The sequence below is a fragment of the Citrobacter sp. MGH106 genome, assembly GCF_001037495.1.
GTDB classification, from domain to species: Bacteria; Pseudomonadota; Gammaproteobacteria; order Enterobacterales; family Enterobacteriaceae; genus Citrobacter; species Citrobacter murliniae.
Genome location: NZ_KQ089822.1, coordinates 3,430,759 through 3,443,366 on the forward strand (window position 1 = coordinate 3,430,759; position 12,608 = coordinate 3,443,366).

General features: G+C 55.0%; 11 protein-coding genes. 7 read left to right on the forward strand and 4 right to left on the reverse strand.

What is annotated here, in order from left to right:
- Positions 1–71 precede the first annotated feature (71 nt).
- Positions 72–1,046: a porphobilinogen synthase gene (hemB, locus tag SK36_RS16080; protein WP_045440399.1), complete on the forward strand. Its 975-nt coding sequence runs from the start codon at positions 72–74 to the stop codon at positions 1,044–1,046.
- 77 nt (positions 1,047–1,123) lie between these two features.
- On the opposite strand, the gene tauD is transcribed toward hemB, so the two are convergent.
- The 4 genes from tauD to tauA are packed head-to-tail and all read right to left on the reverse strand — an operon-like array spanning position 1,124 to position 4,537.
- Positions 1,124–1,975 (reverse strand): taurine dioxygenase, encoded by an 852-nt coding sequence (tauD, locus tag SK36_RS16085; protein ID WP_048221966.1) that lies wholly within the window; start codon positions 1,973–1,975, stop codon positions 1,124–1,126.
- A complete protein-coding gene (gene tauC, locus SK36_RS16090; RefSeq protein ID WP_045440395.1) occupies positions 1,972–2,799 on the reverse strand; it encodes a taurine ABC transporter permease TauC in 828 nt (275 codons plus the stop codon). The genes tauD and tauC overlap by 4 nt, the downstream gene beginning before the upstream one ends.
- On the reverse strand, positions 2,796–3,563 hold the full coding sequence (tauB, locus tag SK36_RS16095) for a taurine ABC transporter ATP-binding subunit (RefSeq protein WP_048221967.1): 768 nt from the start codon (positions 3,561–3,563) through the stop codon (positions 2,796–2,798). Before tauB ends, tauC begins: the two co-directional genes overlap by 4 nt.
- An 11-nt stretch (positions 3,564–3,574) precedes the next feature.
- Positions 3,575–4,537, reverse strand: a complete 963-nt coding sequence (gene tauA / locus SK36_RS16100; RefSeq protein WP_048221968.1) for a taurine ABC transporter substrate-binding protein — start codon at positions 4,535–4,537, stop codon at positions 3,575–3,577.
- A gap of 255 nt (positions 4,538–4,792) precedes the next feature.
- Between tauA and SK36_RS16105 the strand changes: the two genes are divergently transcribed.
- The 6 genes from SK36_RS16105 to fbpC all read left to right on the forward strand — a co-directional run bounded on the left by SK36_RS16105 (position 4,793) and on the right by fbpC (position 12,591).
- Complete coding sequence (locus SK36_RS16105; RefSeq protein ID WP_048221969.1) at positions 4,793–5,422, forward strand: response regulator transcription factor; 630 nt, start codon at positions 4,793–4,795, stop codon at positions 5,420–5,422.
- Complete coding sequence (locus tag SK36_RS16110; RefSeq protein WP_048221970.1) at positions 5,422–6,963, forward strand: MASE1 domain-containing sensor histidine kinase; 1,542 nt, start codon at positions 5,422–5,424, stop codon at positions 6,961–6,963. The genes SK36_RS16105 and SK36_RS16110 overlap by 1 nt, the downstream gene beginning before the upstream one ends.
- 88 nt (positions 6,964–7,051) lie before the next feature.
- Entirely contained in the window at positions 7,052–8,356 is a 1,305-nt protein-coding gene (gene uhpC, locus SK36_RS16115) for an MFS transporter family glucose-6-phosphate receptor UhpC (protein ID WP_048221971.1), read from the forward strand.
- Positions 8,353–9,384 carry an ABC transporter substrate-binding protein gene (locus SK36_RS16120; RefSeq protein WP_045440378.1) on the forward strand — a complete coding sequence of 344 codons (1,032 nt, stop codon included), beginning with the start codon at positions 8,353–8,355 and terminating at the stop codon, positions 9,382–9,384. The genes uhpC and SK36_RS16120 overlap by 4 nt, the downstream gene beginning before the upstream one ends.
- Positions 9,385–9,454: 70 nt before the next feature.
- Positions 9,455–11,533: an ABC transporter permease gene (locus SK36_RS16125; protein ID WP_045440374.1), complete on the forward strand. Its 2,079-nt coding sequence runs from the start codon at positions 9,455–9,457 to the stop codon at positions 11,531–11,533.
- Positions 11,534–11,544: 11 nt separating this feature from the next.
- Positions 11,545–12,591, forward strand: a complete 1,047-nt coding sequence (gene fbpC / locus SK36_RS16130) for a ferric ABC transporter ATP-binding protein (protein WP_045440372.1) — start codon at positions 11,545–11,547, stop codon at positions 12,589–12,591.
- Positions 12,592–12,608: the final 17 nt, after the last annotated feature.

The window sequence follows — 12,608 nt, forward strand, 5'->3', positions numbered from 1 at the left end:
ACTTTCATAAACTCCCTTCACTCTGGTTCGGGTATACTACGGCCTTCGATTCCACAAACATCAGGCATACCATGACAGACCTAATCCAACGCCCTCGCCGCCTGCGCAAATCCCCTGCGCTGCGCGCTATGTTTGAAGAGACAACACTCAGCTTAAATGACCTGGTGTTGCCGATCTTTGTTGAAGAAGAACTCGACGATTACAAAGCCATCGAGGCGATGCCCGGCGTGATGCGCATTCCGGAAAAACATCTGGCACGCGAGATTGAACGTATTGCCAATGCCGGTATCCGCTCGGTGATGACCTTTGGTATTTCCCACCACACAGATGACACCGGCAGCGACGCCTGGAAAGAAGACGGGCTGGTAGCGCGCATGTCTCGTATCTGCAAGCAAACTGTCCCGGAAATGATCGTCATGTCCGATACCTGCTTCTGTGAATACACCTCGCACGGTCACTGCGGCGTGTTATGCGAACATGGTGTTGATAACGATTTGACCCTTGCCAACCTCGGCAAGCAGGCAGTCGTCGCCGCTGCTGCGGGTGCTGATTTCATTGCCCCTTCCGCTGCGATGGACGGCCAGGTACAGGCTATTCGCCAGGCGCTGGACGCCGCGGGTTTCACCGATACCGCCATCATGTCCTACTCCACCAAGTTTGCCTCATCGTTCTACGGCCCGTTCCGTGAAGCCGCAGGCACTGCGCTGAAAGGCGATCGTAAAACCTATCAGATGAACCCAATGAACCGTCGCGAGGCGATCCGCGAATCGCTGCTTGATGAAGCGCAGGGCGCAGACTGTCTGATGGTAAAACCGGCTGGTGCATACCTTGATATTCTGCGTGATATCCGCGAACGCACGGAACTGCCGATTGGCGCCTATCAGGTCAGCGGTGAGTACGCGATGATCAAATTCGCGGCGATGGCGGGAGCAATAGATGAAGAGAAAGTGGTGCTGGAAAGCTTAGGGTCGATCAAACGCGCGGGCGCGGATCTGATCTTCAGCTACTTCGCACTGGATCTGGCAGAGAAAAAAATACTGCGTTAAGTTATTTTGCCAGATGGCGCTTCGCGTTATACGGCCAGCCACATTGTTGGCCAGGTCAGCGAAGCGCCAGCAGGCAATCAGCCCGCACGGAAGTATGGTTTGTCCCCCAGAATCGTCGCCCGATGCATAATGCGTCGCTGCGGCAGATAGTCAGCATTAGCATAATGCTGCGTCACACGGTTATCCCAAATCGCCACATCGTTGGGCTGCCAGCGCCAGCGCACCTGAAACTCCGGTTTAGTGATGTGGGCAAACAGGAATCCGAGCAGCGCTTCGCTCTCTTTCTCCGTCACATCGACAATCCGTGTCGTAAATCCCTCATTCACAAACAGTGCCTGTTTACCGCTCACCGGATGCGTGCGCACGACCGGATGCAACAACGGCGGATGCTTTGCTACCGCCTCCAGCCAGCGCTGGTGCTCCTCTTCAGTCTTACGATATTTAAACTCCTGAAATGACTTACGGAAATCATGTTCAGCCCGCAGACCCCTTAGCAGTTGGCGAAACGGCGCAGATAGCGCCTCATAGGCGGCAATTCCGCTGGTCCACAGCGTGTCACCACCGGTTGAGGGCAGCTCTTTAGCTGCAAGAATCGCCCCGGCAGGCGGCGTCTCAATAAACGTCACATCGGTGTGCCAGTTGTCATTATCCGGCGGATTATCATTATGCGTATCCAGCACGATAATCTCCTCCACCCCCTCAGCATGGGGATAGACAGGATGAATATGCAGATCGCCAAAACGTAGCGCCAGCGCCCGTTGTTGCTGCGGCGTAATAACCTGATCGCGCAGGAATACCACCTGGTGGCGCAGTACCGCATGGTACAACTGTTCAAACTGGTTATCGCTCAGTGGACGGGTCAGATCCGCACCTGTTATCTGTGCCCCAATATACGGCCCCAGCGGGCTAATACTCAGACGTTCACTCATTGTACTTCTCCATGCCAGGGCGTCAGACGGCGCTGGAGCGCACGCAGACCCAGTTCTAAAATAAAGGCGATAACGGCAATCACCGCGATCCCCGCCAGCACCACATCCGTTGCCAGAAATTCACCGGCTGACTGCACCATAAAACCTAAACCTCGCGTCGCGGCAATCAGCTCTGCTGCCACCAGCGTCGACCAGCCCACGCCCAGTCCGATGCGCAATCCGGTAAGAATTTCCGGCAATGCCCCCGGTAAAATAACAAACCACAATACCTGTATACGGCTGGCCCCCAGCGATTGCGCGGCCCGAATCCTCACCTGCTGCGCGCTTTTAACACCCGCCAGTGCCGACATTGCAACAGGTGCAAAAATGGCCAGATAGATCAGCAAGATCTTGGAGGTTTCGCCGATCCCAAACCAGATGACCATCAGCGGCAAATAGGCCAGCGGTGGAACCGGACGATACAGTTCGATAATCGGATCGAGGATACCGCGCACAGTCGGACTCAGCCCCATCGCAATCCCCACAGGAACACCAAGCAACACCGCTGCCAGCAGAGCTATCACAATACGCGTCAGACTTGCCGCCAGGTGCTGCCACAACGTGGCATCCATAAAGCCTTGCGGCCCGGCAATGGTAATAAGTTTTTGTAACACCAGCCCCGGCGAGGGTAAAAACAGTGGACTGATCAATTGCAGAGCTGCCACCGTCCACCATATCGCCAGGATAACGGTCAACGTACCGAGACTTAACGTAATCTGGCGAGAGAACGGCCAGCGCCAGCTCAGCGCGCGCTGCCGGGGTTTATCGTTAATCACCACACTCATGAAAAAGCCTCCCGTTGTTCAAAGACGCGGCTTAACACATACTCACGCATCGCGATAAACTGCGGATCGGACTTAATACTGCGGCTGTCTTCTCCGGCCACAAAGCGGCGGGAGAAATTGAGCGGCAAACGTTCAAGCACCCGGCCAGGACCTGGGGACAGCAGCACCAGTTCCGTTGCCATAAACACGGCCTCTTCGATATCGTGGGTGATCAGCAGCACCTGTTTACCCGTCTCATACCAGAGCTTAAGAAGCAGGGTTTGCATCTGTTCGCGGGTAAACGCATCCAGCGCCCCAAACGGCTCGTCCAACAGCAACAATTGCGGATTCGCCGCCAGCGCCCGGGCAATACCCACGCGCTGACGCTGACCGCCAGAAAGCTGCCAGATAAAGCGTTTTTCTGCGCCCTCTAATCCAACTTTCTTCAACATTTCCAGAGCGACACGTTGACGCTGCATTTTCTCTACGCCAGCCAGTTGCAGACAGAACCCGACGTTATCCTGCACGTTACGCCAGGGCAGCAGACCTTCGTTCTGGAACACAACGCCACGTTCAGCCCCAGGACCTTCGACCTTTTTCCCTTCCAGCAAAATACTGCCGTGCTGATAAGGTACAAATCCGGCAATCAGATTCAGCAACGTGGTTTTCCCGCAGCCTGAAGGCCCAAGCACCACCAGCAGTTCACCGCCATCCAGGGTCAGATTGATATCGTCCAGCACAGGTTTTCCACCGTAACTGGCGGCAAGATGAGAGATTTGCAGCATCAGCGCCCCCTTTATTGCACAAAGCGATCGGTGACGTACTGGCTGTAGTCCGTCGCTACGGCAGGTACTTTCCCCTGCTCTTTGAGGAACTGCGCGGTGTCGATAATCGCTTTGTTTACCGGCCCGGTCAGTTCGGCGGTTTGCTGTTGCGGTGTCAGATAGGTATTACCCTTCACCAGCGCAGGAATGTCTGCCTCCGGCACTCCACTTAAGCGCGACAGCTTGCTGATATTTTCCGGCTGCTTCAGCCACTCATAGGGGTTAGCGATATAGGGCTGCTGTGCAGCAATCGCGCTTTTGGCAAAGGCTTTCACTACCTCAGGATGCTTCTCGGCAAAATCTTTACGCACCACCCACACATCCAGCGTCGGCGCCCCCCATTCCCCCACTTTTTCGGAGTCGGTTAATACTTTGCCGTCTTTTTCCAGTGCATTTACCGCAGGCGCCCAAACGTAAGCACCATCAATGTCTCCGCGCTGCCAGGCGGCAATAATCGCCGGAGGTTGCAGATTCACAATCTCCACCTGGCCAGGCTTAATACCCCAGTGTTTGAGTGCAGCCAGCAGGCTGTAGTGGGTCGTGGAGATAAACGGCACGGCGATACGTTTACCAATCAGATCCTGCGGTGTGCTGATATTTTTCTTTACCACCAGCGCTTCGGAGTTACCCAGTTTTGAGGCCAGCAAGAAAACCTCAATCGGCACCTGCTGACTGGCGGCGACCGCCAGCGGGCTGGAACCGAGATTGCCAATCTGCACATCGCCGGAAGCCAGCGCCCGCACGATGCTCGCGCCACTATCGAACTTACGCCAGTCAACGGTGGCCCCGCTCTCTTTGGCAAAGGTGTTGTCCGCCTGCGCCACTTTGGCGGGTTCGGCGGAAGTCTGATACGCGACGGTGACATTGACCGCCTGCGCCTGAAATGCAACCAATGCCAGTACGGCAAGGAGTGTGTTACGCGATGAAATACCCATGATTGTCTGCTCCCCTGTCTTGTTATGGAGGCAGTATTTCGTTGCGGCTGAATTTGATAAAGGAATTAAAAATTCTGGCTAAGAACAAAGCGTTTTTAGAAAAAAACCGGCAAAGGTTAGTGATTTTCCACAAAAACCGCGCCACGCCTTTTTATTGCGATTTTGTTACATCCGTTACATAACTATACCTGATTGATTGCCAGCACAGCCCTGGCAGGCATCATAGACGTCATTGTCAGACAAGAGAGCAATATCATGATTCATGTTGTGCTGGTGGATGACCATGTGGTGGTGCGTTCCGGCTTTGCGCAATTACTCAGCCTCGAAGATGACATTGACGTCATCGGTCAGTACAGCAGCGCGGCACAAGCCTGGCCCGCATTACTGCGCGATGACGTCAACGTGGCGGTAATGGACATCGCCATGCCGGATGAAAATGGTCTGAGCCTGTTAAAACGACTGCGGTCGCAGAAACCCGGCTTTCGCGCCATCATTCTCAGCATTTACGACGCGCCTACATTTGTTCAAAGCGCACTGGATGCCGGAGCCAGCGGCTACCTGACCAAACGCTGCGGCCCCGAGGAATTAGTACAGGCTGTACGCTCAGTGGGTATGGGCGGGCATTACCTGTGTGCCGATGCCTTACGGGCGCTACGCGGTGGTGAACAGCCCGCGCAGGTTCTGGAAGTACTGACCCCACGCGAGCGGGAAGTCTTTGATCTGCTGGTCAAAGGCGATAGCGTGAAAGAAATCGCCTTTAAGCTCGATCTCAGCCATAAAACTGTCCATGTCCACCGCGCTAACGTACTGGGCAAGCTGCAATGTCACAGCACCATCGATCTGGTGCATTTCGCCCTCGACCACCAGTTGCTGACGGGGCATTAATGTCACGATCGGCTCGCCATGGGGTGATCTCACTTTTTATCCTGTTGGCCTGGGGATCGGGCTGGCTGATGCTGTGGACGCTAGGTTTTTACCTGACCCATAACGGCCAACAGGCGGCGTTATTTCTGCCTCACGGCGTCTACCTTGCTCTGCTGATCCTGCTTTCGCGCCGGTACTGGCCCGCGCTGGTGCTGCCGCCGGTGCTGATGCTGTTGTGGTTGCACAGCGAGCAGTTGTTGAATGGCTACATCCTGCTGGCAGCGCCGTTTATCAGCCTGATCCCAGCGAGCATTGGGCAATCCTACTGGCACCGCTTCCCCCTTTACTGGCAGCGATTAACGCTGTTACTGGCCGCGGTGACCGTGACGTCATTACTCAACACCGCCCTGCTTTCGCCCTTTATTCAAAGTCCGGCTATGTTGACGGGTCTGGCATCGTTTACCGGTGGCGTGTTGCTGACGCCATTTGTCTATCTGATCTACGAGTTTCTCCGCCAGCAGCACCGGTATCATTTGCTCGGTCTGGATACCACCAATCCACCGCTGCGCACGTCGCTTATTATCTGGTGCAGCCTGTTTTTTATTATCGGCATCGGTACGCAGATGGTTCTGTCACCGGATATCGAGCGACTGCTGCTGATCGTGGTATTCCTGCCAAACGTGGTGATGGCGTGGAAATTTGGCTGGCAGGGGGGCGTATTGTCCGGGCTACTCGGCAGCATGATGATCACCATCGCCCGGCAGATAGGCGTAGGATTCAGCAATCTACTCGAACTGGAGATTTTTCTCGCCACCCAGGCACTGCTGGGCATCGGGCTGGGCATCGCCATCAGTCGCCAGCAGCATCTGGCGCAGAACCTGCATCATTATCGCCAGCGTCTGGAATCTGAACTGACAGCGCGGCGAGCGTTGACCGAACAACTGATCCGCACCGAAGAAAATACCCGCAAGAACCTGGCGCGGGAACTGCATGACGAAATTGGCCAGAACATTACCGCGATTCAAATCCAGTCGCAGTTAGTCAAACGGGCGCACAATCCACAACAAACACTCGAGGCCGCCAATCAGATCAACGATCTTGCCCGACGTATTCACCACTCTACCCGTCAGTTGTTGCGCCAGTTACGCCCTCCCGCTCTCGACGAGCTGTCCTTTAAAGATGCGCTACATCATCTGGTGAACGAATTTGCGTTTGCCGAACGGGGTATTCGTTGTCGGTTTGAGTATCAGATGGAAAATACGCCAGAAAATGAAACGGTCAGATTCACCCTTTATCGTCTTTTGCAGGAATTACTCAATAACGTCTGCAAACATGCTGACGCCAGCGAGGTGTCGATTGCGTTACGCCAGCGAGAAAACAGCCTGCATCTGGAAGTTGATGATAACGGCGTCGGTATTCTACCCGAAAAAATCCCTGGCTTCGGTATCCAGGGAATGCGTGAGCGCGTTAATGCACTCGGCGGCGAGTTGACGATCGAATCGCAGAATGGTACGCGGGTAATTGTTAACCTGCCCACAAATTTGCAACAAACCCGCCATTAACCAGGAAAAAGTCTTAGTCAGTCCGGACTTTCTCTCATCCCCTTTCGGTTTCACTTTCATATAGTCAGCAAAACGGAGACGGCTATCTATGCACGCACGCTCAGCCAGCAAAACAGACCAACAATATCGGGCACTACGCCCCCGGCTGCTAATGTGCATGGTGATTGGCTACGCCGCGTTTTACCTGACGCGCAAAAGCGTCAACTACGTACTTCCGGCGCTGCAAACCGATCTTGGGCTGGATAAAGGCGATATCGGCCTGCTGGGATCGCTGTTCTATCTGACGTACGGCCTGTCGAAATTCACCGCCGGATTATGGCATGACAGCCACGGGCAGCGCGCGTTTATGGGCATCGGCCTGTTCGCCACCGGCATATTAAACGTGGTGTTTGCGTTTGGCGAATCACTGCCCCTGTTGCTTGCTGTCTGGACGTTAAACGGTTTTTTCCAGGGTTGGGGCTGGCCGCCATGCGCCCGACTGTTGACCCACTGGTATTCACGCAACGAGCGCGGCTTCTGGTGGGGCTGCTGGAATATGTCGATCAACATCGGTGGAGCGGTGATCCCACTGATTAGCGCCTTTGCCGCCCACTGGTGGGGCTGGCAGGCCGCCATGCTGGCACCTGGGATCATCAGCATGGCATTAGGCATCTGGCTTACTCTGCAACTCAAAGGCACGCCACAGGAAGAGGGATTACCCACGGTTGGAGAATGGCGACATGACCCGCTGGAGTTGCGCCAGGAGCAGCAAAGCCCGCCGATGGGACTGTGGCAAATGTTACGCACGACGATGCTGAAGAACCCGATGATCTGGCTGCTCGGCGTGTCGTATGTACTGGTCTATTTGATCCGCATTGCCCTCAATGACTGGGGCAACATCTGGCTGACGGAAAGCCACGGCGTCAACCTGCTCAGCGCCAATGCCACAGTGATGCTGTTTGAAGTCGGTGGTTTACTCGGGGCGCTGTTTGCCGGATGGGGATCAGATTTGCTGTTCAGTGGACAACGCGCGCCAATGATTTTGTTGTTCACGCTGGGGCTGATGGTCTCTGTCGCTGCCCTGTGGCTGGCACCGGTTCACCACTACGCACTGCTGGCGGTCTGTTTCTTTACCGTGGGCTTTTTTGTTTTTGGCCCACAAATGTTGATTGGCCTGGCAGCTGTCGAATGCGGACACAAGGCGGCGGCAGGTTCAATCACGGGTTTTCTCGGATTGTTCGCCTATCTGGGGGCCGCGCTGGCGGGTTGGCCGCTGTCGCTGGTCATAGAACGTTACGGCTGGTCGGGAATGTTCAGTTTGCTCTCGGTAGCCGCTGTCTTTATGGGTTTATTGCTGATGCCGCTACTTATTGCAGGCATTACCCCTTCTCTCAGTCAAAGGATAAAACAATGAAACTGACGCTTACCTCTACCCTGATTGCATCCGGCATTGCGCTGGCTGCCTTAAGCAGCGTTGCACAAGCAGAAGGTCGCCTGGTGGTCTATTGCAGTGCCACCAACGAGATGTGTGAATCCGAAACCAAAGCTTTCGGCGACAAATATGACGTGAAGACCTCGTTCATCCGTAACGGATCGGGCAGTACGCTGGCGAAAGTCGATGCCGAGAAGAAAAACCCGCAGGCGGATGTCTGGTACGGCGGTACGCTGGATCCGCAATCTCAGGCAGGTGAAATGGGTCTGCTGCAGCCCTATAAATCACCGAACCTCAGCCAGATCATGGAGAAATTCCGCGATCCCGCCAAGGTTAAAGGTAACCTCTCCTCGGCGGTTTACGTCGGTATTCTGGGCTTTGGCGTCAATACCCAGCGTCTGAAAGAGAAAAACCTGCCAGTACCAAAATGCTGGAAAGATCTAACCAAACCGGAATACAAAGGTGAAATTCAGATTGCCGACCCGCAAAGTTCAGGCACGGCTTACACCGCACTGGCGACCTTTGCCCAGCTATGGGGTGAAGATCAGGCCTTTGATTATCTGAAGCAACTCAACGCCAACGTCTCCCAGTACACCAAATCCGGCATAGCCCCGGCACGTAACGCCGCCCGTGGCGAAACGGCTATCGGCATTGGTTTCCTGCACGACTATTCGCTGGAAAAAGAACAAGGCGCGCCGCTGGAACTGATCTCCCCTTGCGAAGGTACCGGCTATGAAATTGGTGGCGTCAGCATTCTGAAAGGCGCTCGTAATATTGACAACGCCAAACTGTTCGTCGACTGGGTACTGTCGAAAGACGCCCAGGAGCTGGCATGGAAGAAAGGCAAATCCTATCAGATCCTGACCAACACCACTGCCGAAACCTCGCCAAACTCACTGAAACTCGATGATCTGAAACTTATCAATTACGACATGGATAAGTATGGTTCTACCGATGTGCGTAAAGCCTTGATCAACAAGTGGGTCAGCGAAGTGAAGATGGGGAAATAAGCCCACATTTTGCGGTTAATGCCCGGTGGCGCTCGCGCTTACCGGGCCTACATACAACACCGGAACGCTTATGTCACACACACTTGCACTCCATCCCGTGAAAAAACGGGATGCGATATTCCTTTGGGTTTTGCTGGGCTGGCTGGCATTTGCCCTGCTGCCAAGCTGGAGTCTGGACTACGGCCTGCTGGAATCGACAAGCGATGAAATTATCGCTGCTTACAGTTGGTCGCATTTCAATATCAGCTGGTTATGGTATCTGCTGCCGAGCCTGCTGCTGGTGCGCCCGTTCCAGGAAGCCAGACGCGAACAGCGCAGCCGCCACTATCTCGATGCGGGCTGGGCGTTTTTCTGCATGGCCTTTATTGTCGCCAGCGCCACACTAGAAGGACGCGGTTTAGGTTATGCCACTATCGTACTGTTTGTGGCCCTGGGCGCGATCATGACCCTGGCGCTCACCCGCCTCGAATGGCTGGGCGGCGACCGTTTCGTCATCGGTTCACTTACGGCTATTGTCGCGCTGATCGGTATTTTTATCGTCTGGCCAAGCATCGCCATTTTCATTCCGATGTTCACCAACGACACCGGAGAGTTTGCGCCACTGGCGTTTATGAATGTGCTGTCACAGGCGCATATCATTCAGGTGATCCTCAACTCCATTATGCTGTCGATTGCCGTCGGCGTCGGCTGTACCTTCTTCGGTCTGGTGCTGGCGATTTACACCACCCGTATCGCCAGACGCAGCGCCATCATTGGTCGTATTTTCTCGATTCTGCCGATCGTCACTCCGCCGTTTGTCGTCGGCTTAGGCGTCACTCTGATGATGGGACGCTCCGGCTACATCACCGAATTTATGGTGGAGTGGTTCGGGCTGACGAATACCAACTGGCTGTATGGTTTTACCGGCATCTGGCTGGCGCAAGTGCTGGCTTTCACCCCAATGGCATTTATGATCCTCGACGGGGCGATCAAGACTATTCATCCCTCGCTGGAAGAGGCCTCCTACACCCTACGCGCCAGTCGCTGGCAGACCTTTAACGGTGTATTTGTCCCGCTGCTGAAACCGGCGCTGGCTAACGCCTTTTTGATTGTCGTGGTGCAATCGCTGGCCGACTTCAGTAACCCCCTGGTCCTCGGCGGTAACTTTGACGTACTGGCAACACAAATCTACTTCTACATCACCGGCTCACAGCTCGATTACCAGGCCGCCAGTACGCTTGGTGCATTCCTGCTGCTGTTCTCGTTGCTGGTGTTCTGCGTGCAGTACATGTGGATCGGTAAACGCTCGTACGTCACCGTTTCGGGTAAATCCTATCGTGGCGACGTGCAGCCGCTGCCGGTGACCCTGGTGTGGAGCGTCGTCGCCCTACTGGCCGTGTGGATTGCCTTTAACGCCCTGCTCTACGGCAGCATTTTCTACGGTAGTTTTACCGTTAACTGGGGCGTGGACTACACCCTGACGCTGGCGAACTTTACCAAGCTGTTCGGCCAGGGCATGAGCGACGGAGCATGGCCTTCACTGCTCGATACCCTGCTTTACGCAGGTATTGCCGCCCCCATCACCGCCATCTTCGGCCTGTTGATTGCCTGGGTAGTGGTGCGCCAGCAGTTCAAAGGCAAGAAGACCATCGAGTTCACTACCATGCTGTGTTTTGCAGTACCCGGCACCGTGGCTGGCGTATCGTACATTCTGGCCTTTAACAGCGCACCGGTGTATCTCACCGGAACGGCGGCGATAGTCATTATCTCGATGGTCATGCGTAACGTACCGGTCGGGATCCGCGCGGGAATCGCCGGACTCGGACAGATCGACAAATCACTGGATGAAGCGTCACTCAGCCTGCGCGCCGGTTCGCTGCGAACCATCACGCACATCCTGTTGCCACTGCTGCGCCCGGCGATCCTCTCGGCGCTCATCTACAGCTTTGTCCGTGCCATTACCACCGTCAGCGCCATTGTGTTCCTCGTGACGCCGGATACCCGCGTGGCGACCGCCTACATCCTGAACCGCGTGGAAGACGGCGAATACGGCGTGGCGATTGCCTACGGTTCGATTCTGATCGTGGTGATGCTGGCGATTATTTTCATCTTTGACTGGCTGATCGGTGAATCACGTACCTCCCGTTCAAAAGCCAAAAACCAGGCGTAATGGAGCGCACTATGAGTCAGAAAAATTTTGTTGAGCTGCGCAACGTCACCAAGCGATTCGGCAGCAACACGGTTATCGACAATATCAACCTCACCATCCCACAAGGGCAAATGGTGACGCTGCTGGGGCCGTCAGGCTGCGGAAAAACTACCATTCTGCGTCTGGTCGCCGGGTTGGAAAAACCGAGCGAGGGGCAGATTTACATTGATGGCGAAGACGTCACCCATCGCTCTATTCAGCAGCGCGATATCTGTATGGTGTTTCAGTCCTACGCTCTGTTCCCGCATATGTCGCTGGGAGAGAACGTCGGCTATGGTCTGAAAATGCTCGGTATCTCACGCGCGGAAGTGAAGGCCCGCGTAAAAGAAGCGCTGGCGATGGTCGATCTGGAAGGATTCGAAGACCGTTATGTCGATCAGATCTCCGGTGGACAGCAGCAGCGTGTGGCGTTGGCGCGCGCGCTGATCCTCAAACCGAAAGTCCTGCTGTTCGATGAACCACTCAGCAACCTTGATGCCAACCTGCGTCGTAGCATGCGCGATAAGATCCGTGAGTTGCAAAAGCAGTTTGATATCACCTCGCTGTACGTGACCCACGATCAGAGTGAAGCCTTTGCCGTTTCCGACACCGTGCTGGTAATGAACAAGGGACATATCATGCAGATCGGCTCGCCGCAGGATCTCTACCGTCAACCTGCGTCACGTTTTATGGCAAGCTTTATGGGTGACGCCAACCTGTTTCCGGCGGCGTTCAGTCAGGAATATGTTGATATCTACGGTTACCGACTGCCGCGACCACTGCATTTTGCTACTCAGGGCGAAGGCACGGTCGGCGTACGACCAGAAGCAATTACGTTGAGCGATCGCGGTGAAGAGAGCCAGCGCTGTGTGATCCAGCACGTCGCCTATATGGGGCCGCAGTATGAGGTGACCGTCGTGTGGCACGGGCAGGAAATCTTACTGCAGGTTAACGCAACCCGCCTGCAGCCGGACGTCGGTGAGCACTACTATCTCGAAATCCACCCGTACGGGATGTTTGTATTAGCGGATGCGGCGTGATGATTTACCGGGCCTTC

Coding starts and splice junctions, on each gene's coding strand:
- tauB (WP_048221967.1), bottom strand. CDS start 3,563: ATGCTGCAAATCTCTCATCTTGCCGCCAGTTACGGTGGAAAACCTGTG.
- SK36_RS16110 (WP_048221970.1), top strand. CDS start 5,422: ATGTCACGATCGGCTCGCCATGGGGTGATCTCACTTTTTATCCTGTTG.
- SK36_RS16125 (WP_045440374.1), top strand. CDS start 9,455: ATGTCACACACACTTGCACTCCATCCCGTGAAAAAACGGGATGCGATA.
- fbpC (WP_045440372.1), top strand. CDS start 11,545: ATGAGTCAGAAAAATTTTGTTGAGCTGCGCAACGTCACCAAGCGATTC.
- tauD (WP_048221966.1), bottom strand. CDS start 1,975: ATGAGTGAACGTCTGAGTATTAGCCCGCTGGGGCCGTATATTGGGGCA.
- tauC (WP_045440395.1), bottom strand. CDS start 2,799: ATGAGTGTGGTGATTAACGATAAACCCCGGCAGCGCGCGCTGAGCTGG.
- hemB (WP_045440399.1), top strand. CDS start 72: ATGACAGACCTAATCCAACGCCCTCGCCGCCTGCGCAAATCCCCTGCG.
- tauA (WP_048221968.1), bottom strand. CDS start 4,537: ATGGGTATTTCATCGCGTAACACACTCCTTGCCGTACTGGCATTGGTT.
- SK36_RS16105 (WP_048221969.1), top strand. CDS start 4,793: ATGATTCATGTTGTGCTGGTGGATGACCATGTGGTGGTGCGTTCCGGC.
- uhpC (WP_048221971.1), top strand. CDS start 7,052: ATGCACGCACGCTCAGCCAGCAAAACAGACCAACAATATCGGGCACTA.
- SK36_RS16120 (WP_045440378.1), top strand. CDS start 8,353: ATGAAACTGACGCTTACCTCTACCCTGATTGCATCCGGCATTGCGCTG.